At 35.0% G+C, this 24,833-nt stretch carries 26 protein-coding genes; 21 read left to right on the top strand and 5 right to left on the bottom strand.

Annotated elements, in window-relative coordinates; genetic code table 11:
• On the top strand, positions 1-783 hold the full coding sequence (locus tag EKL95_RS03130) for a glycosyltransferase family 2 protein (protein WP_126563527.1): 783 nt from the start codon (positions 1-3) through the stop codon (positions 781-783).
• On the opposite strand, the gene EKL95_RS03125 is transcribed toward EKL95_RS03130, so the two are convergent.
• Positions 767-2,077 (bottom strand): phenylacetate--CoA ligase family protein, encoded by a 1,311-nt coding sequence (locus EKL95_RS03125; protein ID WP_126563526.1) that lies wholly within the window; start codon positions 2,075-2,077, stop codon positions 767-769. The genes EKL95_RS03130 and EKL95_RS03125 overlap by 17 nt on opposite strands.
• A 132-nt stretch (positions 2,078-2,209) precedes the next feature.
• Here EKL95_RS03125 and purD point away from each other — a divergent pair, with 132 nt between their 5' ends.
• On the top strand, positions 2,210-3,484 hold the full coding sequence (gene purD / locus EKL95_RS03120) for a phosphoribosylamine--glycine ligase (protein ID WP_126457773.1): 1,275 nt from the start codon (positions 2,210-2,212) through the stop codon (positions 3,482-3,484).
• A 27-nt stretch (positions 3,485-3,511) separates the two neighbouring features.
• On the opposite strand, the gene EKL95_RS03115 is transcribed toward purD, so the two are convergent.
• On the bottom strand, positions 3,512-3,742 hold the full coding sequence (locus EKL95_RS03115) for a DUF6341 family protein (protein ID WP_126454980.1): 231 nt from the start codon (positions 3,740-3,742) through the stop codon (positions 3,512-3,514).
• Between the two features lie 143 nt (positions 3,743-3,885).
• Between EKL95_RS03115 and EKL95_RS03110 the strand changes: the two genes are divergently transcribed.
• Complete coding sequence (locus EKL95_RS03110) at positions 3,886-4,815, top strand: DUF6427 family protein (protein WP_126454982.1); 930 nt, start codon at positions 3,886-3,888, stop codon at positions 4,813-4,815.
• Here the strand turns inward: EKL95_RS03110 and upp are convergent.
• The gene (gene upp, locus EKL95_RS03105; protein ID WP_126454984.1) at positions 4,810-5,463 is read right to left on the bottom strand and encodes a uracil phosphoribosyltransferase; all 654 of its coding nucleotides are present in this window, start codon (positions 5,461-5,463) and stop codon (positions 4,810-4,812) included. The two genes, EKL95_RS03110 and upp, sit on opposite strands and share 6 nt — an antisense overlap.
• A gap of 86 nt (positions 5,464-5,549) precedes the next feature.
• Here upp and EKL95_RS03100 point away from each other — a divergent pair, with 86 nt between their 5' ends.
• Together EKL95_RS03100 and EKL95_RS03095 are read left to right on the top strand one after the other, a co-directional pair.
• Entirely contained in the window at positions 5,550-6,155 is a 606-nt protein-coding gene (locus tag EKL95_RS03100; RefSeq protein WP_126563525.1) for a DUF4254 domain-containing protein, read from the top strand.
• Positions 6,156-6,198: 43 nt separating this feature from the next.
• Complete coding sequence (locus EKL95_RS03095) at positions 6,199-7,212, top strand: glycosyltransferase family 9 protein (RefSeq protein ID WP_126563524.1); 1,014 nt, start codon at positions 6,199-6,201, stop codon at positions 7,210-7,212.
• A gap of 131 nt (positions 7,213-7,343) precedes the next feature.
• On the opposite strand, the gene EKL95_RS03090 is transcribed toward EKL95_RS03095, so the two are convergent.
• Entirely contained in the window at positions 7,344-8,396 is a 1,053-nt protein-coding gene (locus EKL95_RS03090) for a ferredoxin--NADP reductase (RefSeq protein WP_126563523.1), read from the bottom strand.
• A 151-nt stretch (positions 8,397-8,547) separates the two neighbouring features.
• Here EKL95_RS03090 and EKL95_RS03085 point away from each other — a divergent pair, with 151 nt between their 5' ends.
• From EKL95_RS03085 to atpG, 16 genes are all read left to right on the top strand, one after another.
• On the top strand, positions 8,548-8,889 hold the full coding sequence (locus tag EKL95_RS03085; protein ID WP_126454994.1) for a PadR family transcriptional regulator: 342 nt from the start codon (positions 8,548-8,550) through the stop codon (positions 8,887-8,889).
• A 10-nt stretch (positions 8,890-8,899) separates the two neighbouring features.
• The gene (locus EKL95_RS03080; protein ID WP_126563522.1) at positions 8,900-9,571 is read left to right on the top strand and encodes a hypothetical protein; all 672 of its coding nucleotides are present in this window, start codon (positions 8,900-8,902) and stop codon (positions 9,569-9,571) included.
• The gene (locus EKL95_RS03075; protein WP_126563521.1) at positions 9,568-10,239 is read left to right on the top strand and encodes a hypothetical protein; all 672 of its coding nucleotides are present in this window, start codon (positions 9,568-9,570) and stop codon (positions 10,237-10,239) included. Before EKL95_RS03080 ends, EKL95_RS03075 begins: the two co-directional genes overlap by 4 nt.
• A gap of 12 nt (positions 10,240-10,251) precedes the next feature.
• The gene (locus EKL95_RS03070) at positions 10,252-10,953 is read left to right on the top strand and encodes a hypothetical protein (RefSeq protein WP_126563520.1); all 702 of its coding nucleotides are present in this window, start codon (positions 10,252-10,254) and stop codon (positions 10,951-10,953) included.
• 47 nt (positions 10,954-11,000) lie between these two features.
• The gene (locus EKL95_RS03065; RefSeq protein WP_126563519.1) at positions 11,001-12,470 is read left to right on the top strand and encodes a DUF5687 family protein; all 1,470 of its coding nucleotides are present in this window, start codon (positions 11,001-11,003) and stop codon (positions 12,468-12,470) included.
• 50 nt (positions 12,471-12,520) lie between these two features.
• Entirely contained in the window at positions 12,521-13,216 is a 696-nt protein-coding gene (locus EKL95_RS03060) for an ABC transporter ATP-binding protein (RefSeq protein WP_126563518.1), read from the top strand.
• Between the two features lie 324 nt (positions 13,217-13,540).
• A complete protein-coding gene (locus EKL95_RS03055) occupies positions 13,541-16,165 on the top strand; it encodes a tetratricopeptide repeat protein (protein ID WP_158614839.1) in 2,625 nt (874 codons plus the stop codon).
• Positions 16,166-16,167: 2 nt separating this feature from the next.
• Positions 16,168-16,578 carry a polymer-forming cytoskeletal protein gene (locus EKL95_RS03050; RefSeq protein ID WP_126457781.1) on the top strand — a complete coding sequence of 137 codons (411 nt, stop codon included), beginning with the start codon at positions 16,168-16,170 and terminating at the stop codon, positions 16,576-16,578.
• Positions 16,544-16,771: an AtpZ/AtpI family protein gene (locus EKL95_RS03045; RefSeq protein ID WP_126455003.1), complete on the top strand. Its 228-nt coding sequence runs from the start codon at positions 16,544-16,546 to the stop codon at positions 16,769-16,771. The genes EKL95_RS03050 and EKL95_RS03045 overlap by 35 nt, the downstream gene beginning before the upstream one ends.
• A 102-nt stretch (positions 16,772-16,873) precedes the next feature.
• Entirely contained in the window at positions 16,874-17,266 is a 393-nt protein-coding gene (locus EKL95_RS03040; protein WP_126561349.1) for a hypothetical protein, read from the top strand.
• A 120-nt stretch (positions 17,267-17,386) separates the two neighbouring features.
• Positions 17,387-18,523 (top strand): F0F1 ATP synthase subunit A, encoded by a 1,137-nt coding sequence (atpB, locus tag EKL95_RS03035; RefSeq protein ID WP_126563517.1) that lies wholly within the window; start codon positions 17,387-17,389, stop codon positions 18,521-18,523.
• A 103-nt stretch (positions 18,524-18,626) separates the two neighbouring features.
• The gene (atpE, locus tag EKL95_RS03030; RefSeq protein WP_073353856.1) at positions 18,627-18,818 is read left to right on the top strand and encodes an ATP synthase F0 subunit C; all 192 of its coding nucleotides are present in this window, start codon (positions 18,627-18,629) and stop codon (positions 18,816-18,818) included.
• Between the two features lie 117 nt (positions 18,819-18,935).
• Positions 18,936-19,436: a F0F1 ATP synthase subunit B gene (locus tag EKL95_RS03025; protein WP_126455009.1), complete on the top strand. Its 501-nt coding sequence runs from the start codon at positions 18,936-18,938 to the stop codon at positions 19,434-19,436.
• Between the two features lie 5 nt (positions 19,437-19,441).
• Positions 19,442-19,975, top strand: coding sequence for an ATP synthase F1 subunit delta (gene atpH, locus EKL95_RS03020; RefSeq protein WP_126455011.1), 534 nt, complete (start codon positions 19,442-19,444; stop codon positions 19,973-19,975).
• Positions 19,976-20,013: 38 nt separating this feature from the next.
• Complete coding sequence (gene atpA, locus EKL95_RS03015) at positions 20,014-21,591, top strand: F0F1 ATP synthase subunit alpha (RefSeq protein ID WP_126457785.1); 1,578 nt, start codon at positions 20,014-20,016, stop codon at positions 21,589-21,591.
• A 98-nt stretch (positions 21,592-21,689) separates the two neighbouring features.
• A complete protein-coding gene (atpG, locus tag EKL95_RS03010) occupies positions 21,690-22,550 on the top strand; it encodes an ATP synthase F1 subunit gamma (RefSeq protein ID WP_126552881.1) in 861 nt (286 codons plus the stop codon).
• An 89-nt stretch (positions 22,551-22,639) separates the two neighbouring features.
• Here atpG and EKL95_RS03005 read toward each other — a convergent pair whose 3' ends face one another.
• Positions 22,640-24,814 (bottom strand): peptidase domain-containing ABC transporter, encoded by a 2,175-nt coding sequence (locus tag EKL95_RS03005; protein WP_126563516.1) that lies wholly within the window; start codon positions 24,812-24,814, stop codon positions 22,640-22,642.
• Positions 24,815-24,833: the final 19 nt, after the last annotated feature.

Below are 24,833 nucleotides of genomic sequence, written 5' to 3'. Positions count from 1 at the left end.
ATGGAAAAACCACTTGTATCCATAATTACGCCTTCTTTTAATTCGGAAAAATTCATCACTGAAACCATTCAATCCGTGCAAAATCAAACCTATAAAAACTGGGAAATGATTATTGTAGACGATTGCTCTACGGATCAAACGGTATCTATAGTTGAAGAAATCACAAAAAAAGATAGCAGAATCCACCTTTTTAAACTTATAAAAAACTCCGGAACAGGAATTGCCAGAAGTACCGCTTTGGCCCAAGCTAGCGGGAAATTTATTGCTTTTTTAGACGCGGATGATTTGTGGAAACCCGAAAAACTAGACAAACAACTTGATTTTATGAAAGTGAATAAGCTTCCTTTCACATTTTCATTTTATGATTGCATAAACGAAGGGGGAAACCTGTTAAACAAAAGAATTGAAGCGCCATTGCATCTTTCCTACCAACAGTTATTTTTTTGTAATTATATAGGGAATCTAACGGGAATCTATGAAGCTAATTACTTTGGAAAAATCGCTGTTTCCCCCATTCGAAAGCGTCAGGATTGGATACAATGGCTTACAGTACTCAAAAAAATAAAAACTGCACAGCCCGTTCCGGAAAGTTTAGCTTTTTATCGCATCCGAGAAAATTCTATTTCGGCTTCTAAAATGGAGTTAGTAAAGCATAATTTTGCCGTGTACAGAACGCATCATCATTTGAATTTAATTAGCGCAACACTTTGCATGGTTGGGTTTTTATTTACGCAGTTAATTCTCAAACCACGGTATTCCAAGACCATTAAAGCATCGATTTAAATTGCTTCAATTTGCCTCGATTGCTTCTTTCTAAACTTTTTTTTCGGATAAATATAAAATTCAAATTCGGTTCGAGATATTGTTCAATCGCCTTTTTAATTTTTTCAATTTGTTCCAAATTTAATTTGGTTTCACTCACATATTCAATTTCAAAAGTATCTATTTTGGTTTGTTTTATCAGAAATTCTTTCACGTTTCCGTCGTCTTCGATGATGCTTTTTGTCACATAATAAAAGGTAAGTCCAGGTGATTTTTTCCCGCTGGGTAAAATGGCAACATCATTGATCCGGCCTATTAATTTCTTGAGAATCGGTTTCTGTAATGTGCTTTTTTCGTCTAGAATTCCAAGATCGCCAATGTCATAGCGAATAAACGGATGTGCTTTATTGAACAAGGAAGTAATCACGATTCGGCCTGAAGTACCATTTGGAACAACTCGATTATTTTCATCCAAAATTTCCATAAATAACGTTTCTGAATTCACTTGCCATTTTCCTTCCTTATTCTGAAAAGCAATCAAATCAAGTTCTGATGCACCGTATTCATTGACAATAGGAATGCCAAATTGTTTTTCCAATAGGAGTTTGTCTTCTTCAAAAAGCATTTCAGAAGTTACCATGCACACTTTCAAACTCGGACAAATTGCTGATAATACGATGTTTTTCTTTTGTAAAAATTTAGCAAACAAAACAATGGAACTTGTATACCCATTGATATAATCGAATTTTTTAGTTCGAAAATGATTCAAAAATCCTTCTAAAACAGCATCTGATAAATCAAAAATGGAGAACCGAAACCGATGGCTCAAAAAATCCTTGAAACGTTCTTTTTTGTTGCCAATAAAGTTCATTGGAATTCCATAAAAACGCGCTTGATAGGAAGTATTAAAATCAATTTCATACCAGCCAAAACGATACATGTTTGAAGCCCAAGTCAACGCATGGCAGTATTTGTCTTTGGCAAAAATAAAAGGAGTTCCGCTGGAACCAGATGTTTTATTGATGTAACTGTTTTTAGCGGAATAGCCTTCCGAAAGCCGTTCCTTTAAAGGTTTTTGTAAGTTTTTTTTATTTAAAATCGGTAAGTCTTCCCAGTTTGTAAAAGTTGTATTTCCAACTAAATCTTTGTAAAAAGCATTATTTTGCAAATGAAAATGGACAATTTCCACTTTTTTATTTGCAACGAAAACTTCAAGTTCTGTTTCAGAAAAGGCTACAATTTTTTGCAATTCGGCTTTAGCCTCCTTCATTGGAAAACCATTTAGCTGCAACGATAAGTCGAAAAGTGGGAGCATTTTAAAGTGATAATTCATCAAAAATAATATTTACCAACAACTAATGACAGACAACGAACAACTTTTTAAAAATTAATTATTTTTTACGTACAAAAGCAATTATTTTTGCACTACAACTAAACACAACTACACATGATAATTTTACTACTGGGTTCGGGGGGAAGAGAACATGCTTTTGCGTGGAAAATGATTCAAAGTCCGCTTTGTGACACACTTTTTGTAGCACCAGGAAATGCTGGAACAGCTTCAATAGCTACTAATGTGGCTATTAGCCCAACTGATTTTGAAGCTATAAAAACGTTTGTTCTTCAGGAAAAAGTAGCAATGGTTGTGGTAGGACCAGAAGATCCTTTGGTAAAAGGGATTTATGATTTCTTTCTAAACGATGCTACATTAAGTCATATTCCGGTTATCGGTCCATCAAAAATGGGGGCACAACTGGAAGGAAGTAAAGAATTTGCCAAAGAATTTCTAATAAAACATAATATTCCAACGGCTGCTTACGATAGTTTTACTGCTGAAACAGTAGAAAAAGGATGTAAATTCCTAGAAACATTGCAACCGCCGTATGTTTTGAAAGCAGATGGTTTAGCTGCCGGAAAAGGGGTGTTGATTATTCAAGATTTGGCAGAAGCCAAAGAAGAATTAAGAAATATGCTCGTGCATCAAAAATTTGGTGCCGCCAGTTCTAAAGTCGTTATCGAAGAATTTCTGGACGGTATAGAATTAAGCTGTTTCGTTCTTACGGATGGAAAAAACTATAAAATCCTGCCAACTGCCAAAGATTATAAGCGCATAGGTGATGGTGATACAGGTTTAAATACAGGCGGAATGGGAGCCGTTTCTCCAGTTCCTTATGTTGATGCTGTTTTGATGGAAAAAATAGAAACACGCATTGTAAAACCTACAATTGACGGTTTCCAGAAAGACGGAATTGCATATAAAGGCTTTGTTTTTATTGGATTGATTAATGTAAAAAATGAGCCAATCGTAATAGAATATAATGTGAGAATGGGTGATCCGGAAACTGAGGTGGTTATACCGAGATTGAAAACGGATTTAGTAGAATTATTTTTGGCTGTCGCCAATGAAAAACTAGACGAAATTAATCTGGAAATTGATGAAAGAAGTGCTACTACCATTATGGTTGTTTCCGGTGGATATCCGGAGGAATTCGAAAAAGGAAAAGTAATTTCAGGATTAGAAACCATTGAAGATTCGATTGTTTTTCACGCAGGAACTACACTCGATAACGGAAATGTAGTTTCTAACGGAGGAAGGGTTTTGACCGTAACTTCGTATGGAAATGATTTTGAAGAAGCCATAAAAAAATCCTACCAAAACATAGACAAGCTACATTTTGATAAGATGTATTTTAGAAAAGATATTGGAAACGACTTAAAATAGTTTCCAGTTATCGCTCATTTTTAATTCTTATTTTAAGAAAGAGTGAGCGGTAGTATCTTGTTTTTCTGTTCCTGCTTCTTCAAAAATTTTCAATTGTTTGATCCAATATACCATTGCTGAGGCACAAATAATCATGAAAATCCAGTTAATTGTGTTTGCAGCAAACCAAGAGGTAAGCTCTAGTGAGCGTAAAAAGTCTAGAGGAGCAAATAAAATATTTACAAATAAGTATTGTATTCCTTCGAAAAATGCTTTCATAATGTATAAAATTAATTTTAGTAGTTGTCTTTTGGGAACTCTGACGGGTAAAAATTCTTATTTAGAAGAATCTTTTTGAACTTGCAGGGTTTGCTTTTTAAACAAGTATTATATTTACGAACACAAAAGTATAAAATATCCGTATGATAACAAGTATTTTTAGAAAATCTACACCATTAAATTTTTCATTGGTCGTAATTTTGATGCTGGTTTTCTTTTCTATATACCAATTTCAAGATTTATCGTGGGTGAATTCCTTTTTTTCGATCCTAAATAAAGCAGGATTGTTCTGTTTTGTAGTGGCTTCAGTTTTTATTACCGATTTTGTGGCCAAAAAAAACGGATTGAGCAAAGACAGTACCTACACGATTTTTTTTTACTTTTTGTTGTTGCTTTTTTCCCCAACTATATTCGACAATACAAATCTGATTATTTCGAATTTCTTCATTTTATTAGCCCTACGTCGATTGATTTCATTGCAGTCCCTGAAAGCTTCTAAAGAAAAAATATTTGATGCCTCATTGTGGATTTTTCTGGCTGCTTTATTTCATTTTTGGAGCATAATCTTTATTGTATTGGTTTTTATATCTATAATTTTTCATGTTTCCAGAGATTATAGAAACTGGATGTTGCCTTTTATTGCTTTTTTTATTGCAGGAATTATGTTTCTGCTTTTTGCAACAGTTTTCAACCTGAATGTGGTTGATTACGTTTTGAAAAGTGTAAAAATTAATTTTAAAATTGATTATTTCACTACCAATTATCAAAACGGCGCCTTGTCTATTTATGCAACAATCGCGCTATTTTTTCTGGTTTCGATGTTTGCCACATTATCTAACAGGCCACAAGTGGTGCACACTTCTTTCAAAAAAATTGTTGCTTCGTTTTTTATTGGGGTACTTATTTTTCTGATTTCATCAAATAAAAGCAGTGACTTATTAGTGTTTACATTTGCTCCTTTGGCCATTATGGCAACCAGTCACATTGAACTGCCTCAACTTAAACTAAAACAGGAAATGGTACTATTTGTGCTTATTGCCTGCAGCTTGTTTGCTTTTTTTACGCAATTATAGCTTTTCACCGTAGGCTAAATCACCTGCATCTCCTAAACCGGGAACAATATAACTGTGCTCATTTAGCTTTTCATCTAATGTAGCGACCCAAAGATGACAATTTTCCGGTAAATGTGCTTCCAGATGCGCGATGCCTTCCGGAGCAGCAATAACGACCGCAATGTGAATCTCTTTAGGTGTGCCTCTCTCCATCAATTTATTGTAAACCGCAACGATAGATTGACCGGTGGCAAGCATAGGATCTACTAGTACTAAATTTTTGTTGTTGATGTCAGAAATGGCCTCGTATTGCACAAGTATATCAAAGGAATCATCATGGTTTGGATGGTGCCTAAAAGCAGAAACGAAACCATTTTCGGCATAGTCAAAATAATTCAGAAAACCCAAATGTAATGGCAATCCGGCCCGTAGAATGGAACATAAAACCAATTGATCCTTGATTTCAGTGGTTTTTTTAAGGCCTAATGGTGTTTTGATTTCTACACTTTTATACTGTAATTCTTTACTCAATTCATACGCCATTATTTCACCAATACGTTCAATGTTTCTTCGGAAGCGCATGCTGTCATTGTGAACGTTCACATTTCTAATCTGCCCTAAAAAATGATTTAGGACGCTGTTTTCCTCTGATAAATAATGGATTTGCATGGTCGTATTTTTGTAATTAAACTTATAGTTATTTTTATATGGTATAAAAGTATAAAAAGTATCTTTGTCTTTTAATATATAAAGATATGTTTTCAAAATTAGCGTACTCCGTATTCGAACAAAGTATCAACTATTATCATCAATTTGATAATGTGGATCAGCCCATAAATAATCCTTTCCCAAAGGATAAATTTGAACATTTGTTGTATCACAAAAACTGGATTGACACCGTGCAATGGCATTTTGAGGATATTATTCGGGATCCAAATATTGATCCGGTTGCCGCTTTGACCTTAAAAAGAAGAATCGATGCTTCTAATCAGGAACGTACCGATATGGTGGAATATATTGACAGTTATTTTCTTCAAAAATACAGTGCTGTAAAAGTAAAAGACCAAGCAAAAATCAACTCCGAAAGTCCGGCTTGGGCTTTTGATCGATTGTCGATTTTAGCCTTAAAAATTTATCACATGAATGAAGAAGCTACTCGTACAGAAGCTTCACAAGAGCACAGAGATAAATGTCAGGCTAAGTTGAATATTTTATTGGAACAAAGAACAGATTTGTCAACTGCCATTGATGATTTATTAACAGACATTGAAAATGGCAATAAATTCATGAAAGTGTACAAACAAATGAAAATGTACAACGATGATGATTTGAATCCTGTTTTGTACCAAAACAAGAAATAATTTAAACCCTCTTTTGTCAAAAGAAATCCAATATATAGCCGTCATGAGACTTTCCGCAATGGGAGATGTCGCCATGACGGTTCCTGTTTTACGCGCTTTTGTAAACCAGCATCCGAATGTTAAAATCACAGTGATTTCCAGACCGTTTTTCGAACCTTTTTTTGAAGGAATTCCGAATCTTTCTTTTTTTGCTTTCGATGAAAAAGTACGACACAAAGGGGTTGCAGGATTGTTGCGTTTGTTCCAAGATTTAAAAGGTTTAAACATTGATGCTTTTGCCGATTTACACAATGTCTTGCGCTCTAAAATCATCCGAAACCTTTTTGCTTTAAGCGGAAAAAAAGTAGCTTCTGCGGATAAAGGAAGAGCCGAGAAAAAAGCGCTGACCCAGCCAGAAAACAAAGTGTTCCAGCAACTCCCTACGATGTTCGAAAGACACGTTAAAGTATTTGAACAACTCGGTTTTACAATTAATTTATCACAACCTGAATTTCCTCAAAAAGCAGTTTTGAGTCCAGCCATTCTGGCGATAATTGGAGAAAAAAATCAAAAATGGATTGGAATTGCTCCTTTTGCACAATACGATTCTAAAGTGTATCCGTTGGATTTAATGCAGGAAGTAATTGACAAATTAGCTCTGGACACAACCAATACCATTTTGCTTTTTGGCGGTGGAAAAAAGGAAATCGAAATCTTAGATTCGCTTGCTGCTAATAAAGAAAACATGATTGTTGTTGCGGGGCAACTCAAATTGCGACAGGAATTACAACTCATTAGCAATCTTGGTGTAATGCTTTCCATGGATTCTGGGAATGCACATATAGCAGCCATGCTGGGCGTAAAAGTGATTACACTTTGGGGTGCGACGCATCCGTATGCAGGATTTTCACCGTTTAATCAACCTTTAGAAAATGCTTTGGTTCCGGATAGGAATCAGTTTCCAAAATTACCGACTTCAGTCTATGGAAATAAAAAAGTTGCAGGTTATGAAGATTCCATGCGAACGATTGCTGTTGAAGATGTAGTTGAAAAAATTAAAAATGTTTTGAACCATTAAGGTATTTAGAAAAATTACATCTCAATTATTCCTCACAAGATGTTTTACAACATTTAATTATAAAAAAAGAGTTTGCACATTGCAAACTCTTTTTTTAATTTAACAAAGCTACCGTAAAGGGAACAGTTTTCCTAAACATCATCATAATCTACATAAATGCTTTCTGAAGTAGGATGCGCTTGACACGTAAGAATAAGTCCATCTGCGATTTCTTTATCGGTAAGGATAGAATTTTTCGTCATTTCGGCAGTTCCGGAGGTAATGCGAGCCAGACAGCTGCTGCAAATTCCGCCTTGGCAGGAGTACGGAGCATCAAGGCCTTGTTTTAAAGCGGCATCAAGAACGGTTTGTTTTTGTGACATTTCAAAAGTCGTTTCCTCATCATCCACCATAATCGTGATTTTGGTATGTCCACCCAATGATTTTTTTATTTGATTTTCTTCGGCAGACGGAGTGAAAAGTTCAAATTTTATAGCCGATTCCTTGACATTATTTTCTTTTAAAACATCCGAAACCGTATTGATCATTGTTTCCGGACCACACAAATAGAATTTTTCGAATTCTAATTCTTTGTGTTTATTTTTCAAAATGAAGTTGACGGTTGATTTTTCAATTCTGCCGAATAATTCACCTTCAATTTTGGACTGACTGTATACATAGTGAACAAAGAAACGAGCTACATATTTTTGTTGTAAATCATGTAATAGTTGGTGAAACATGGTTTCTTCTGGAGTTTTATTTCCGTAAACCAAGATAAAACTGCTTTTAGGTTCGCTGCTGAGAACACTTTGAATGATGGATAAAACCGGAGTAATTCCGCTTCCGGCTACAAAAGCTGCATAATTTCTGGCGCGATCCGCATCAGCAACAAAGGTAAATTTTCCTTCTGGAGTTCCTACTTCCAGGGTATCTCCCGCTTTTAGTTTTGTATTAGCCAATTGAGAAAATGCACCACCTTTTACGGCTTTTACCGCAATTCGCAATTCGCCGCTTTCCGGAGAAGAACAAATGGAATACGCACGACGGATCTCTTCACCGTCAAGTTTCAATTTTAAGGTTGTGTATTGACCAGCCAGATAGGTGTAAAAAGCTTTAAATTCTAATGGGACGTTAAATAAGACCGAAACCGAGTCTGTGGTTTCTCGTTTAACTTCTTTAATGTTTAATTTATAGAATGACGACATGTTGTTTTTTTTGCAAATATAGTAAACAGAATAGGTTTTTTGAATTCAAAATATTTGAAATTTAACATACATCATTAAGTTATGTATAAGTTTCTTATGTATATTTGTTAGGTACAATCGAGATGATTCCAAAACGCTCAATGACAAAAAAATGAAAAACTCACAATTATACAAAGGAAGTCTGAATACGATTATCATGAAATTGCTCGAAGAAAACGGCAAGATGTACGGATATGAAATCACTCAGAAAGTAAAGTTAATTACCCAAGGCGAACTCAACATCACCGAAGGCGCTTTGTATCCGGCCTTGCACAAACTGGAAGCCGAAGGTTTGCTGGATGTAGAGATCGAAAAAGTGGATAACCGCATGCGTAAATATTACAAACTCACGGAGAGCGGAAGCAAGGAAACCGTAAACCGACTCTCAGAACTCGAAGATTTCATTCGGAATATGCAGAGTTTAGTGAACCCAAGTCCAAAATTAGAATTTTAATTTTTTGAAGATGAAACTAACCACCCAACAAATAGCTTTAATAGAAGAAACCTTAGTTTTAAACGGTCTTAAGTACTACGACATCAAACTGGAAGTTACGGATCATATTGCTTCAGAGATAGAAGAAAGATTATGCGATAAAAAAAGTTCTTTTGAAGTTGTTTTTGATGAAGTTTTACAGAAATGGAAACCAGAATTACAGCCATCCTTTTCAGGATTGATAGGTTTTACAAACCCTAGAATAATGACTGTCAAATGTCATAAAATAGTAAAAAGGCAATTAATTACTGTAATTACAATTTCTTCTTTGATTACGCTCTCATTAATGGTGTTTGTTAGAAATTCAAGCTATGGATTAGTTCTGGCAAATATCCAAGGAGCCTTGAGGTCATTTGTTCTTGTCGAATTTTGTTTGGTTATTTTGGCTTGGGGTTTAATTTGGAAATCAAAGATCCAAACAACCTACAGCTATTTGATGAAGAAAAAAAGCTTTGGTCTCATCATCTTTCTTTTTATGATAGGGATTGGTTTATTTCCAGTAATGTTAAATCATCCAGATGCTAAAATTGCTTTTGTATCTGTTTTTTCTGTAATAACTTATGTTTTAATCACGGGAATTTACCTGCAATTGGCATATAAACATTTTGAATTTGAAAAAACACTATCCTTTACCAAACCATGAAACTAACCACCGAACAAATAGACTATGTATCCAATTATATCAAATCCTTTGATATCAAATGGTATGAATTACAAGTAGAATTCACAGATCACATGGTAAGTAGTATGGAGGAAATTTGGGAGAAAGATTTGAGACTAACTTTTGAGCAAGTGAAACAGAATGCTGCAAATAAGTTTGTAGGGGATTCTAGTTTTAAATCGATTCAAGAGGAAAGAAAACGTATTTTGCAAAAATTGTACAGAAAAGTACAATGGAAAATGATAATTGAATACCTAAAGTTTCCTAAAATTTTTGGAAGTATTCTTTTAGTATATCTCGCTTATACTTTTTCAGCTTATTTTGTTAGTCCTCAGAAATATTTAGCGGTATTATTTAGTTCTTTATTACTCATTGGTTTACCATCGTTATATTACTGGTGGAAAAGCAAAGAAATTGATGGTAAGATTTTTTTAACTTTAGAAACCTTAAACCCTAATCCTTGGGTATTTTCTTTTCCTTCTTTGGGAATGAGTGCAACTACGACACTGAGACAAGAATTACTCCAATACCAATGGTTAGTATTATTCTTTTGTTGCATTTGGGTATTAGGAATTTTGATTTCAGTTACAGCAATTCACCTTCAAAGAAAGACAATCGTGAATATCAAAAAACAATATCAATTGAATTAATTTTTTTTGAAGATGAAACTAACCGCCGAACAAATAGACCAACTCTACTTTTTTACCCGTCAGCATTATGTAGAATATTATGATTTGCAAACGGAATTAGTCGATCATTTGGCAAACGCCATTGAAACTGAATGGCAGCAGAATCCCAAGCTTACTTTTGACGAAGTTCTACATAAAGAGTTCAGGAAGTTTGGTGTTTTTGGGTTTATGGATGTGGTAGAAAGTCGGCAAGTAGTTTTAGGAAAAAAATACAACCGTATCGTATGGAGTCATTTCAAAGGGTTTTTTACGATACCTAAAATTATATTAACTGGGTTTTTGATTTTAGCAGTGTTTTATTTTCTTAAAGAATATTATACAAAAGAGATTTTTACCGCAACGATGCTTTTTTTAATTAGTAGTATGCTGACTTTTTTGTTTTTTGAAAACAGAAAAATGAAGAAGCGCAAGCAGGAAACGGGAAAAATTTGGCTTTTTGAAAAGACACTATCTAATTATGGAACTTTTCCGTGGTTAATGATTTTGCCCATTCATTTTTTTAATATCATTAGAATTGATCGAATTTCAAATCCAAGTGACTTGGCACTATTTTGCATAACCTTGTTTATAGTCTCATTGTCTTTGGCGATTTTCATTGTATTAAAAATAATCCCTTCCAAAGCTGAGGCCTATTTAAAACAAACCTATCCGGAATATAAATTAGAAAATTTGTAACGTTTTCTCATTTTGACTACCTACTATAAAACCAAAAGAACCAAACTATGATTCAAAAATTTCTTTATCTCGAATGGAAAGCATTTTTTAGGTCAGCTTCCTTCGCAACTAATTTGGCTTTGAAAATCCTGATGGGTTTTGTTGCCATTTATTTCATTTTAATTTTCTTGGCATTAGGAGTCGGGGCCTTTTATATTCTGAAGAAAATGAATCTGGACCCAATTGTTACCGTGAATCAATTCATGATTTATTATGTGTTGATGGATCTAATCATCCGATTGCTGTTGCAAAAAATTCCGGTAATGAACATTCGTCCTATGTTGATTTTCCCCATAAAAAAATCAACAATTGTTCATTTCTCACTAGGGAAGACGGTTTTGTCCTTCTTCAATTTGGTGCACTGTTTTTTCCTGATTCCGTTTTGTGTTGTTTTAATTATCGAAGGATACGATGTAGTTTCCGTAATGCTTTGGTACACTGCACTATTTTCTTTGCTGTTCAGCAATAATTTTCTGAATATTCTACTGAGTAATAAAGATAATTTATTTGCCATTTTCTTGGCAATAGCTGCTATTTTAGGAGGATTACACTATTACGGACTCTTTAATATTACGGAGTTTACAGCGCCATTTTTTAATGCTATTTTCAATACGTATTGGGTTTTTGCTATTCCGGTTTTGGTTTTAATCGTACTATATTATATTACTTTTCAGTATTTCAAAAAGAATTTATACCTCGATGCGGGGTTGTCAAACAAACATGATGAAGCCAAAACAGAAGAGCTGACTTGGTTAAACCAATTTGGAACCATAGGAACCTTCTTGAAAAACGACATAAAATTAATCAAAAGAAACAAACGTTCTAAAACCACTGTGGGATTGAGCGTCATGTTCCTTTTTTATGGCTTTCTTTTCTTCACTAATGGGATTGAAGCGTATAATAATCCTACAATGCATATTTTTGCGGGGATATTCGTTTCGGGTGGATTCTTAATCACCTTCGGACAATTTGTACCGAGTTGGGACAGCGCGTATTATCCGTTAATGATGACGCAAAACATTCCGTACAAAGGCTATTTGAGTTCTAAATGGTGGCTGATGGTAATTGCTACAATTGTGACTACAACCATTGCTTCGTTCTATCTTTACTTTGGATGGCAGGTATATTTAACCATTATTGTGGGTGCCATTTATAACATTGGAGTCAATTCTCATTTAGTTTTATTGGGCGGCGCGTACACTAAAACACCAATCGATTTGAGTTCCGGGAAAGGCGCTTTTGGAGATAAAAAAGCATTCAATGTAAAAACGATGCTAATTTCACTGCCGCAATTAGGATTGCCCGTTTTACTGTATTGGGCCGGTTCTACTCTAGCTGGTGCTAATGTGGGATTAGCCATAGTGGCTTCGGCAGGAGTAATAGGTTTTGCATTCAAAGACAAAGTTTTCACCTTGATTGAAAAAATCTATAAATCAGAGAAATACGCAACCATTGCGGCTTACAAACAAAAAGGATAAATAGCAATCACATTATCCAAACAACCAGTTAACCGACTAAACTTCAAAAAATGATACAAGTAAACAACCTTTCGAAAACATACAACGGAACAACCGTATTAAAAATAGATACTTTAGAAATAAAAAAAGGCGAAAGCTTTGGATTAGTAGGGAATAACGGTGCCGGAAAAACCACTTTTTTCAGTCTTTTATTAGATTTAATTCAGCCATCAACGGGAAATATTATCAATAATGACATTCAGGTAAACACCAGCGAAAACTGGAAACCGTTCACCGCTTCTTTCTTGGACGAAAGCTTTCTTATTGGGTACTTAACGCCCGAAGAATATTTTTATTTCATTGGCGATTTACGCGGACAAAACAAAGCCGATGTGGATGCTTTACTGGCAACACACGAAGAGTTTTTCAACGGAGAAATCCTCAATAACAAGAAATATTTACGCGATTTATCCAAGGGGAACCAGAAAAAAGTAGGCATCATCGCCACTTTAATTGGGAATCCGGAAGTCATTATTCTGGATGAGCCGTTTGCCAATTTAGATCCCACGACCCAATTTCGATTAAAAAAAATCATCAAGGATTTAGCGGGTAATCCGGAAGTAACCGTTCTGGTTTCTAGCCACGATTTACTGCACACCGTTGAGGTCAGCAACAGGATTGTTGCGCTGCACAAAGGCGAAGTGGTCAAAGACATTCAAACTTCGGAGGAAACCTTAAAGGAATTAGAACTATTTTTTGCCGTTTAAAATTCAACGCAACAGTCGTAGACTAAACTTTTACCGCTAATTTGCTAATTGCATTTATTAATTTAAATGTTCAGTTTGCGAATTAGCGGTTTTTTTTGGGCGTAACCCTCCGTGATTGCTTCGTCGTTCCTCCTCGCAACTTCGGGTCGGGCTGTACGCTGTATCCACGCTAAAAAGCGAGGGATGCCGCTTCCATCCCTTACGCACGATAGGAAAACCGAAATATAACACCATAATTTTCACGATAGCAAAAAGAAATGTATTTTTACCACTAAATATACTAAAACGGGTATTTACTAGTTAATTGATAAAAAACGTTTTCCATTGAAAATCAATAGATTCAAGCAGTTATTTTTCTTTTTCTTTTTTTCTTTTTTGGCAGCCTGTTCTACCAAGAGAGATACTTTTATGGCAAGAAATTCACACGCGTTAAGTACCAAGTATAATATTTTATATAACGGTCAAGTAGGATTGGAGAAAGGAGTTCTGGCGGTAAATGCCAATAGCGATGATGATTTTTGGCAACTTCTGCCGGTAGAAAAAATGCAAATTGTAGAAGATTTTACTTCCACAACAAAACCTAAAAATACCGATTTTGAATTGGCAGAAGCCAAAGCGACCAAAGCCATTCAAAAACATTCGATGAACATTGGTGGCAGAGAAAAAAACAGTCAAATAGACGAAGCGTATCTGATGCTTGGAAAAGCCAGGTATTACGACCAGCGATTTGTTCCGGCACTCGATGCTTTCAATTACATTCTCTACAAATATCCAAACAGCAGCAAGATTTATGAAGCCAAAATTTGGCGGGAAAAAACAAACATGCGTCTGGGAAATGATGCTTTGGTCATAAAAAACATCAGTAAATTAGTAGAAGATCACGACCTGAAAAATCAAGTTTTTGCGGATGCAAATGCCCTTTTGGCCGCTTCTTTTTTTAATTTAGAAGAAAAAGACAGCGCTGTTGCTAAGATCAAAAACGCGATTGAATTCACTAAAATAAATCAGGAAAAAGCACGATACCGTTTTGTTTTGGGACAACTGTATCAGGGATTAGGATACAAAGACAGCGCGGTTGCATCCTATCAATCCGTGATTGACATGAACCGAAAATCCGAAAGAAGATTTGTCATTCAGGCGCATGCCAAAAAAGCCGAATTGTTTGATTATGAAAAGGGAGATTTTAATTCTTTTGTTGAAACCTACGATGAATTAATAGAAGACAGAGAGAACAGGCCTTATAAAGATATGATTTTTCATCAAATGGCAGTGTTTTATGATAAACAAAACAGACAGGAACAAGCCTTAGATTTTTATAACGCCTCGTTAAAGACCAGTTCAAAAGACACCTATTTAGTAGCTTCAAATTATAGAAATTTAGGAAACCTGTATTTTAGAAATGCGGATTATCCTGTGGCGGCAAAATATTATGACAGTACCTTGGTTAAATTGAATACAAAATTAAGGGAGTTTAATAAAATACAAAAAATAAGAAGCAATCTCGATGAGGTCATTTTGTATGAAGCGCTTGCAAAGCGAAATGACAGCATCCTGAATGTGGTGGCGATGAACCCTGCGGATCGTCAAACTTATTTTGAAAAGTATATCGTTCAACTAAAAGAAAAAGAGGAGGCCAAAAGACTTTTAGCGGAGCAAAATAAAGCAAAACAGGAAAACATAGAGCGGAATAATTCGATTGGATCGGCAGGTTCGGCTTCAGATCAAGAGTCCGCAAAACCCATTCGGAAATCACCCATGATGCCACCAACCATTCCCAGCGCGACGACCCAATCAGCGGGTAGTTTCTATTTTTATAATCCTACAACAGTTGCTTTTGGAAAAGTAGACTTCAAGAAAAATTGGGGCGAAAGGACTTTAAATGGGAATTGGAGACTTTCATCAGGAAATGCTAACCCAACTTTGGCTGCTGCTTCGGTTGAGGACAGTCAATCCGTTGAAAAGAAAACGGAATCAAATAAAATTATAGAAGAACATACACCAGATTTTTACCTGAAACAGCTTCCTACGGCACAAATCGAGTTAGACAGTATAGCCAAAGAACGTAATTTTGCTTACTATCAATTGGGTATTATTTATAAGGAAAAATTCAAAGAAAATAGTTTGGCTATTGCAAAACTGGAACAATTATTAAACAATAATCCAGAGGAAAAGCTGGTACTTCCAGCGATGTATAATTTGTATAAATTATATCAAATCACCGATGTAAACATGGCAACTGCGATGAAAAAGAAGATAACAATTCGGTTTCCGGATTCGCGTTATGCACAAATAATTAACAACACCAATCCGGATGCAATTTCTCAAACCGAAACCCCGGAAAGCGTCTATGCTAAGTGGTATAAAGCATTCCAAGAAGAGCAATTTATTGCCGTTATAGAGCATTCAGACAGCTTGATTACTCAATTTTCAGGCGAGGATATTGTATCTAAATTCGAATTGCTCAAAGCAAGTGCCATTGGAAAACTAAAAGGTGTGACGGCCTACAAAAACGCATTACAAGAGGTGGCTGATAATTATCCAAATAGCGAAGAAGGCAAAGGAGCACAGGTTATTTTGAATGACCAAATCCCGTTTTTAGAGAAAATGGAGTTGAATACAACGGATTCAAATAATTGGAAAATTCTATATCAAGTAGGTTCTCGTGACGATAAAAACACAAAAGCAGTGGAAGAAAAAATTAAAATGTTCATAGCCAGTGAAAATCTTCAGAAACTATATTATTCCTATGATATTTATACGGAGAAAGAAAATTTCATTACCATTCACGGTATAAAATCACGGGTTTATGCAACTGACATAACATTGGTTTTAGCAGAGAACATAAAATATAAAATCACGGATGCCGCAATAGTGGTTTCAGGTGAAAACTACAAAGTAATCCAAATCAAGAAAAATCTCGAAACGTATTTGGTACCAAAAAAGCAATAATTATGTTTGATAAAAAAGCAAAATCCTATACCGATCTTTTAGGAAAAACGAATCGGATTGTTGAAGGAACTACGATAAAAGGCGATATTATTTCGCAGGCTGATTTTAGATTAGACGGAAATTTAATTGGTAATTTTCAGTCAGAAGGAAAAATAGTGATTGGACCCGCAGGAAGTGTCACTGGAGATATTGTATGCAAAAATGCGGACATCGAAGGAAAATTTGAAGGTAAAATTCAGGTAACCGAAGTATTGAATGTAAAATCAAAGGCCAGTATTCATGGAGAAGTTATTGTAGGGAAATTAGCAGTAGAGCCAGGCGCTGATTTTAGTGCATCTTGTGCCATGAAAACAAATATTAAAAATGTAATGCAAAACGATGGACAACAAACCACCCCCGAAAAGAGCGAATAAATGGCTGCAGTTCATTAATATTCCAATTCAAATGGGAGTTATCATATTTTTGTTTTCCTATCTTGGGGACTGGTTAGACGAGAATTATCCCCATCCAAGAGTATATTACAGTAAAATTGTAGTGATGGTTGGCGTGGTTTTGGCATTGTACAATGTAATCCGTCAGGTAAACGAAATCAATAAAACGCAGTAATTTTTCAAAATAAAAAGCGTAAAAACCAATCGTAACACGTTCCGATTTTACAAATTAAAATAACGTTGCGCCTGAGTGCCTTTGCGGCAAAAAACAAATACAATGAATTTAAAAAAATACAAACCACTGCTGCCTTTATTGGTGCTTGCGGGATTGGCTTACGGTATTCATAGAGTTATTTTTTATGTTTTGCACATAAATGACTCCACTTTTTACTATTCGATAGAAACCCTATACCTGCTGTTCTTGGCGTTGTCAATTATGGTATTTGTGGTTTTGCTGAAAGTGAAAGAACGAAGTTTTGATAATGTAGGCATGTCATTTCTTTTGAGCACCAGTATCAAAATGATAGTTTGTTATTTGATTTTAAAGCCTATATTGCGGGTTACAATTGAAATTAAATCAATAGAGAAAATTAATTTTTTTATAATGTTTATTCTCTTTTTAGCAATCGAAACCATATTAACAATACGTATCTTAAACGAAAAGCAATAAATATATTTTTTAAGGAACAAATCCATCAAAAATAATTTTTTATATTCTTTTGCATATTAATAAAAGATGTACATTTGCACCAAATTTCAGAAACGTAATAAATTAAGATAATTAACTGTTATGGTGATTTCAAACAAACCACTTAGATTCATAGTAGCGACTTTAGTAGCGTGTCTTCCTTTAATTAGTTTTGCAAATCCGGAACAGGATTCTGTGAAAGTAAAAACAGAAGTTGCTCATGAGGCAGCTGAAGGAGCTCATGCTGAACCAACAGATGTAAAATCTGAAATTAAGGAATTTATCAATCATCATCTTTTAGATTCACATTCTTTTACCTTCAATGCGGATAAAGAATCAGGATCACATAATGGTTTTTCATTGCCTGTTATCCTTTGGGACAATGGTTTGCAAGTATTTTCTTCTTCAAAATTTCATTATGGTGAAGAAACAGCAGAACACAATGGAAACTTCTACGTATTGCACCACGAAAAAATATACAAAACAGCTGCGGACGGAAGTTTAACAGAAGGCGAACATGGTCATCCTACTAATGTAACGCCACTTGATTTATCCATCACTAAAAGTGTGGTTGGTATTTTGTTTGTCGCCATTTTAATGTTTATCTTGTTTAAAGGTTTAGCAAAATCATATACTAAAAACGGAGGAATCGCTTCAGGAGCCGGACGCATATTTGAACCGATTGTTTTGTATGTCAGAGACGAAATTGCCATACCAAATATTGGAGAAAAAAATTATAAGAAATACATGAGTTACTTGTTAACGATATTTTTCTTTATTTTATTTCTAAACATTTTAGGGTTAACGCCACTGGGATTCAATATAACGGGAAATATTGCTATAACAGCATCACTGGCTATTTTGACGTATGTAATTACCACTTTCTCAGCCAATAAAAATTACTGGGCACACATTTTCTGGATGCCAGGGGTGCCAACTCCAATGAAATTTATTTTGGCGCCAATTGAATTATTGGGAACCATCATCAAACCATTTTCATTAATGATCCGTTTGTACGCTAATATTTTAGCAGGACACGTAGTTTTGATGAGTATCATTGGTTTAATGTTTATTTTTAAAAGTTGGATTGGAAGCAGTTTGTCATTTGGATTGGCATTTGTGCTTATGATTCTTGAAATATTAGTAGCTTTTTTACAAGCGTATATTTTCACTATGTTATCCGCACTTTATTTTGGAGCAGGAAACGAAGAGCATCATCACGAAGAGGCTCACCATTAAGTCGAAAGTCAAACGTTGAAAGTTTAAAAGTCACCTTGACTTTACATTCGACCTTACAACTTTAGACTATTAATAAAAATGTTTAATTTTTAATTTATATATTATGGAAATTCCAACTATTGTAGGAGCAGGTTTAATCGTTATCGGAGCGGGTTTAGGTATTGGTAGAATTGGTGGTTCAGCAATGGACGCTATTGCTCGTCAACCAGAAGCTTCTGGAAAAATCCAAACAGCTATGCTTATCGCAGCTGCACTTATTGAAGGTATTGGTTTTGCTGCGTTATTCGCATCTTAATTAAAACTAAAAAAAACAATAGTTACAACGGTTGGTTGTAACTATTGTTTTTAAAATTAAAACATTACAAATTGCGATTAAAAGCAATTCATACTTTAAAATTTATAATTAGATATAATGGATAAGTTAATAAATGATTTTTCGTTTGGTTTGTTTATTTGGCAAATAGTAATATTTGTAGGATTGATATTCTTGTTAAAAAAATTCGCTTGGAAACCAATTCTGGATGCAGTTAATGATAGAGAAGAAGGAATTAAAAATGCCTTACTATCTGCTGAAAACGCTAGAAAAGAAATGCAAAATCTTCAAGCTGACAACCAACGTATTTTACAAGAAGCAAGATTAGAGCGTGACAACATGCTTAAAGACGCTCGTGAAATAAAAGAGAAAATGGTTGCTGATGCAAAAAATGAAGCACAGGCTCAAGGATTAAAAATGATCGAGCAAGCGAAAGCAGCAATTGAAAGTGAAAAAAATGCAGCCATGGCCGAATTGAAATTACAAGTTTCAACATTGTCATTGAATATCGCAGAAAAAATATTGAAAGACGAATTATCTAACAAAGAAGCTCAAACTAAATTAGTTGAGAAAATGTTAGGTGATGTAAAGTTAAACTAACAATTATGGCAAGTACAAGAGCAGCAATTCGCTATGCAAAAGCAATTCTAGACTTAGCAAACTCAAAAGGTGTTGCCGAAGTTGTAAATAACGACATGAAATTGATTGCTTCGACAATTAAGGGTAATTTAGAATTGAGTACTTTTATTCAAAACCCGACCATGAAAGTGGAGGTAAAAGAAAAAGCACTGTTAGAAGTTTTTGCCGGTATAAATGGCGTAACTCAAGGGTTGTTTCATTTATTATTTGAAAACAAAAGATTCGAAATTCTAGAAGCAATTGCCATAGAGTACAGTAAATTATCGGATATTATGAATGGTATTGAAGTAGCGCAGGTTACTACAGCGATTCTTATGGATGCAGCATTAGAAGCTAAAGTTTTGGCTAAAATTGCAACACTTTCGGATAAAAAAATCACAATAGAAAATATAGTAGATGCTTCAATCATTGGAGGATTTATTCTTAGAATAGGCGACAAGCAATACAATGCTTCAGTAGCCAACAGATTACAAGTATTAAAAAGAGAGTTAAGTAATTAGTTTTATTGCACATTTAAGTGTCTAAATTATAAATTAAGATGGCGGAAATCAAACCTGCTGAAATTTCAGCAATATTAAGAAAGCAAGTAGAAGGTTTTGAATCTGGTGCTACACTAGAAGAAGTAGGAACAGTACTTCAAGTTGGAGATGGTATTGCTCGTGTTTACGGGCTTTCGAATGTTCAATATGGAGAGTTAGTTGAATTTGACAATGGATTAGAAGCTATTGTTTTGAATCTTGAAGAAGATAATGTAGGTGTAGTTCTTTTAGGACCATCTACAGGAATCAAAGAAGGTTCAACTGCTAAAAGAACACAACGTATTGCTTCTCTTAAAGTAGGAGAACAAATGGTAGGTCGTGTAGTAAACACACTTGGTTTTCCTATTGATGGAAAAGGACCAATCGGTGGAGACTTATACGAAATGCCGTTAGAAAGAAAAGCTCCTGGAGTTATCTTCCGTCAACCCGTTACTGAGCCATTACAAACAGGAATAAAAGCAGTAGATGCTATGATTCCAGTAGGTCGTGGACAACGTGAGCTAGTTATTGGTGACCGTCAAACAGGTAAATCAACTGTTTGTATCGATACTATCTTAAATCAAAAAGAATTTTACGATGCTGGGAAACCAGTATTTTGTATCTATGTTGCTATTGGACAAAAAGCTTCGACTGTAGCAGGAATTGCTAAAATGTTAGAAGAAAAAGGCGCAATGGCATATACCATTATTGTTGCTGCAAATGCTTCTGATCCAGCTCCAATGCAAGTGTATGCTCCTTTCGCAGGTGCTGCAATTGGAGAATATTTTAGAGATTCAGGTCGTCCGGCTTTAATTGTTTATGATGATTTATCTAAACAAGCGGTTGCATACCGTGAGGTTTCTCTGTTATTGAGAAGACCACCGGGACGCGAAGCATATCCTGGAGACGTTTTCTACCTTCACAGTAGATTATTAGAACGTGCTTGTAAAGTAATTGCAGATGATGGAATTGCTAAAGACATGAACGATTTACCAGATTCATTGAAATCAATTGTAAAAGGTGGTGGTTCATTGACGGCGCTGCCAATTATTGAAACTCAAGCTGGTGACGTTTCTGCATACATCCCAACAAACGTAATTTCTATTACAGATGGTCAAATTTTCCTTGATGGAGATTTGTTTAACTCTGGGGTTCGTCCGGCAATTAACGTAGGTATTTCGGTATCTCGTGTTGGAGGAAATGCTCAAATAAAATCAATGAAAAAAGTAGCAGGTACATTGAAACTGGATCAAGCACAATTCCGTGAATTAGAAGCGTTTGCTAAATTTGGTTCTGATCTTGATGCCGTTACTTTAAATGTAATTGAAAAAGGAAGAAGAAACGTTGAAATCTTGAAACAAGGTTTGAACGATCCATATACTGTTGAAGATCAAGTTGCAATTATCTACGCTGGTTCTAAAAACTTATTGAGAAATGTTCCTGTGAACAAAGTAAGAGAATTTGAGAAAGATTTCTTGGAATTCTTGAACAACAAACACAGAGCAACTCTTGACGCTTTAAAAGCAGGAAAATTAACAGACGAAATTACAGATGTAATTGAATCTGTGGCAAAAGAATTATCAGCAAAATATAACTAAAACTAGTCAAAAGTTGTAAAGTCGAAAGTCTTAAAGTCAGTTTATCTGCTTTTGAGGACTTTAGACTTTATGACTTTACGACATTAGACTAATATAAAATGGCAAATTTAAAGGAAATCCGTAATAGAATTACTTCCGTTTCATCTACGATGCAAATTACATCGGCAATGAAAATGGTTTCTGCAGCAAAGCTAAAGAAAGCACAAGATGCAATCACAGCAATGCGCCCTTATGCCGAAAAATTAACGGAATTATTGCAAAATCTTTCTGCCACGCTTGATGGTGAGATAGGAGGAGAGTTTACCATACAACGAGAGATCAAGAAAGTATTATTAGTTGTAATAACTTCTAACAGAGGTTTAGCGGGTGCTTTTAATACGAATGCAATCAAAGAAGCAAAAAGTCGTGTTGAATTTTATACAGGGAAGCAAGTGGATATTTTTGCTATTGGCAAAAAAGGAAATGATGTTTTGAGTAAAACACATTCAGTGGTTGATAATCAAAGCGTTGTTTTTGATGACTTGACTTTTGATGCTGTAGCTAAAATTGCGGATACATTAACGGAGAAATTCGTTTCAGGAGAATATGATAAAATTGAGTTGATTTATAACCAATTTAAAAATGCCGCAACACAAATCGTTCAAACCGAACAATTTTTGCCATTGGCACCTATAAAATCTGATCTTACAGTTTCAACTGGTGATTATATTTTTGAACCTTCAAAAGAAGAAATCGTGTTGACTTTAATTCCAAAATCATTAAAAACACAATTGTATAAAGGAATTCGGGATTCATTTGCTTCAGAGCACGGAGCCCGTATGACTGCGATGCATAAAGCAACTGATAATGCAACGGAAATGAGAAATCAATTGAAATTAACATATAATAAGGCACGTCAGGCTTCTATTACTAACGAAATCTTAGAGATTGTTGGTGGTGCCGAAGCGTTGAATGGGTAATAAAGTATTGATTCAAAATATATAAAGAGTCACGCTATGCGTGACTCTTTTTTTGTTTCTAAGGGAATTGCTTAATAATCTTTTTTTTCTTAAACCAATCCTTGTTTATCCCATAAATCATAATACTTTCCTTTTTGTTCTAATAAATCCGTGTGATTTCCGGACTCCACGATAGTGCCATTTTCCATTACCAAAATAGTGTCTGCGTTAGCTATAGTACTCAATCGATGGGCAATGACGATAACTGTTTTCCCCTGAGATTTAAAATTATCAATCACTTCTTTTACAATGCGCTCTGAATTAGTATCTAATGAAGAAGTTGCTTCATCCATTAGTAACACTTCCGGGTTTTTGTACAAGGCTCTTGCTATAGCAATACGTTGTTTTTGTCCTCCAGAGAGCATGGCGCCATTTTCACCAATTTGAGTTTCAAAACCATTGGGCAATTTCTCCACAAACTCTGTAATTCCCAATTGTTTGGACAAATCTAAAATGCGTTGAATATTTGGAAATGAATCGCCTAAAGCAATGTTTTCGATAATATTTCCCGAAAACAGATTGAGCTGTTGCGGAATGACACCAATGCAATTCCGTAAACTCTGATAATGTATGAATTGAGAATCATATTCTCCAATATAAATTTTTCCTTCTTTTATGGGATATAAGTTTTGCAACAGTGAAATCAGTGTCGTTTTACCACTTCCGCTTTCGCCAACGATAGCTGTGGTTTCATTTTTCTTGAAAACCGCATTAAAATTTTTGAAAACTTCTGTTCGGGAGCCATAACGAAACGTTACATTTTCGAATTTTATATCTCCTATGTTTTCTCTTTGTAATTCGACTTTATTTTCTGTCTCTTCTCGTTCTAAATCCATTATCTCAAATAGACGATCTGCGGCAATTAAGGCATTTTGAGCGGTTTTATTCATCCCAATTAATGATGCTACTGGTGAGGTAAAATAGCCAATTAATGCATAGAATGAAAACAATTCACCTGGAGTTATAGCTCTGTCAATTACATAACCAGAACCTATCCACATAAGTATTACTGTAAATATAGAGGCCAAGAACTGCGTTGAAGTCCCAGCAAAAAGACCATTTAGTCCAGATTTGTAGCCAGTAAAAAGTAATTTAACAAACTTGTTTTCTGTTTTTAAATTTGAAAATTCTTCAATTCCAAATTCTTTAACCGTTCTAATATGGGTAATACTCTCGACTAATTGCGTTTGCAATTCCGCAGCATTCTCCATGATAACGCGTTCCACTTTTTTATTGAACTTATTTAAAATAAAATAAATAGCTCCATAAAATGGAATCACCAGCAGAATCACCAAGGCCAATTTCCAATAATAGGTAAACATCAAGGTAAAGGAAAAAATCACAATGAAGATATTTACAATCATATCAATCGCCACTTCATTGATAAAAGATCTAATTTTTACCGCATCGCCAATCCGGGATGTGATTTCTCCAACTTGCATCGTGTCAAAAAAACGTTGCGGAAGATGGAGTAAATGTTTATAGTATCCTAAAATTAATTTGGCATCAATCAATTGCCCCGTTTTCATAACAAAAACACTCTTTTGAGAACCGATGTAGGCTTGCAATATGATGATAAAAATCATGGAAACACTCAGCAAATTGAGTAAGTTTCTGTTGCCTTCAACCAAAACATAATCGGTAATTTTTTGAATGTAGATGGACATGGCCAATCCTAAAACGGTAAAAAGTATGGCACCCGCCAAAGCCTGAATTAAAATGGTTTTATGTGGCTGTACCAAATCCCAAAAGCGTTTTAATGGAGTAACTTTTTCGTTATATTCCTTGAAATCATCATTCGGTGCAAAAAGAATCAGTACACCAGTCCAGATTTTTTGAAATTCTTCATACGTATAGGTTTCCATTTTGCCAAAAGCGGGATCCATTACCGTTATGGTTCCCCCTCCTTTGGAGGGGTTAGGGGAGGATTCAACTTTATAAATCACCACATAATGATGCAATTGTTCTTTTACTATAATGTGAGCAATAGCAGGGAGCGGAATTTTATCAATAGCATCTATGCCTCCTTTTACTCCCTTGGCAGAAAAACCCATTTTTTCGGCAGCTTCAATTATCCCCAGCACATTGGTACCTCTTTTATCGGTATTCGCAAATTGACGAATGCGCGCTATAGGCAGATTAACTTTGTAATGATTGCCAATAGAAGCGAGACAAGCAGCACCACAATCTTTAATATCATGTTGTTTTATTTTTATTGAAGCCATTATAAGAGTATAGATGATA

Origin of the sequence: Flavobacterium sp. LB2P53 (genome assembly GCF_003970305.1) — a bacterium.
GTDB lineage: Bacteria > Bacteroidota > Bacteroidia > Flavobacteriales > Flavobacteriaceae > Flavobacterium.
This window is presented reverse-complemented; position numbering and strand designations above follow the sequence as displayed.

Bases quoted from the DNA above. Each gene is read 5' to 3' on its own strand.
- EKL95_RS03130 (WP_126563527.1), top strand. From the start codon at position 1: ATGGAAAAACCACTTGTATCCATAATTACGCCTTCTTTTAATTCGGAA.
- EKL95_RS03125 (WP_126563526.1), bottom strand. From the start codon at position 2,077: ATGCTCCCACTTTTCGACTTATCGTTGCAGCTAAATGGTTTTCCAATG.
- purD (WP_126457773.1), top strand. From the start codon at position 2,210: ATGATAATTTTACTACTGGGTTCGGGGGGAAGAGAACATGCTTTTGCG.
- EKL95_RS03115 (WP_126454980.1), bottom strand. From the start codon at position 3,742: ATGAAAGCATTTTTCGAAGGAATACAATACTTATTTGTAAATATTTTA.
- EKL95_RS03110 (WP_126454982.1), top strand. From the start codon at position 3,886: ATGATAACAAGTATTTTTAGAAAATCTACACCATTAAATTTTTCATTG.
- upp (WP_126454984.1), bottom strand. From the start codon at position 5,463: ATGCAAATCCATTATTTATCAGAGGAAAACAGCGTCCTAAATCATTTT.
- EKL95_RS03100 (WP_126563525.1), top strand. From the start codon at position 5,550: ATGTTTTCAAAATTAGCGTACTCCGTATTCGAACAAAGTATCAACTAT.
- EKL95_RS03095 (WP_126563524.1), top strand. From the start codon at position 6,199: ATGAGACTTTCCGCAATGGGAGATGTCGCCATGACGGTTCCTGTTTTA.
- EKL95_RS03090 (WP_126563523.1), bottom strand. From the start codon at position 8,396: ATGTCGTCATTCTATAAATTAAACATTAAAGAAGTTAAACGAGAAACC.
- EKL95_RS03085 (WP_126454994.1), top strand. From the start codon at position 8,548: ATGAAAAACTCACAATTATACAAAGGAAGTCTGAATACGATTATCATG.
- EKL95_RS03080 (WP_126563522.1), top strand. From the start codon at position 8,900: ATGAAACTAACCACCCAACAAATAGCTTTAATAGAAGAAACCTTAGTT.
- EKL95_RS03075 (WP_126563521.1), top strand. From the start codon at position 9,568: ATGAAACTAACCACCGAACAAATAGACTATGTATCCAATTATATCAAA.
- EKL95_RS03070 (WP_126563520.1), top strand. From the start codon at position 10,252: ATGAAACTAACCGCCGAACAAATAGACCAACTCTACTTTTTTACCCGT.
- EKL95_RS03065 (WP_126563519.1), top strand. From the start codon at position 11,001: ATGATTCAAAAATTTCTTTATCTCGAATGGAAAGCATTTTTTAGGTCA.
- EKL95_RS03060 (WP_126563518.1), top strand. From the start codon at position 12,521: ATGATACAAGTAAACAACCTTTCGAAAACATACAACGGAACAACCGTA.
- EKL95_RS03050 (WP_126457781.1), top strand. From the start codon at position 16,168: ATGTTTGATAAAAAAGCAAAATCCTATACCGATCTTTTAGGAAAAACG.
- EKL95_RS03045 (WP_126455003.1), top strand. From the start codon at position 16,544: ATGGACAACAAACCACCCCCGAAAAGAGCGAATAAATGGCTGCAGTTC.
- EKL95_RS03040 (WP_126561349.1), top strand. From the start codon at position 16,874: ATGAATTTAAAAAAATACAAACCACTGCTGCCTTTATTGGTGCTTGCG.
- atpB (WP_126563517.1), top strand. From the start codon at position 17,387: ATGGTGATTTCAAACAAACCACTTAGATTCATAGTAGCGACTTTAGTA.
- atpE (WP_073353856.1), top strand. From the start codon at position 18,627: ATGGAAATTCCAACTATTGTAGGAGCAGGTTTAATCGTTATCGGAGCG.
- EKL95_RS03025 (WP_126455009.1), top strand. From the start codon at position 18,936: ATGGATAAGTTAATAAATGATTTTTCGTTTGGTTTGTTTATTTGGCAA.
- atpH (WP_126455011.1), top strand. From the start codon at position 19,442: ATGGCAAGTACAAGAGCAGCAATTCGCTATGCAAAAGCAATTCTAGAC.
- atpA (WP_126457785.1), top strand. From the start codon at position 20,014: ATGGCGGAAATCAAACCTGCTGAAATTTCAGCAATATTAAGAAAGCAA.
- atpG (WP_126552881.1), top strand. From the start codon at position 21,690: ATGGCAAATTTAAAGGAAATCCGTAATAGAATTACTTCCGTTTCATCT.
- EKL95_RS03005 (WP_126563516.1), bottom strand. From the start codon at position 24,814: ATGGCTTCAATAAAAATAAAACAACATGATATTAAAGATTGTGGTGCT.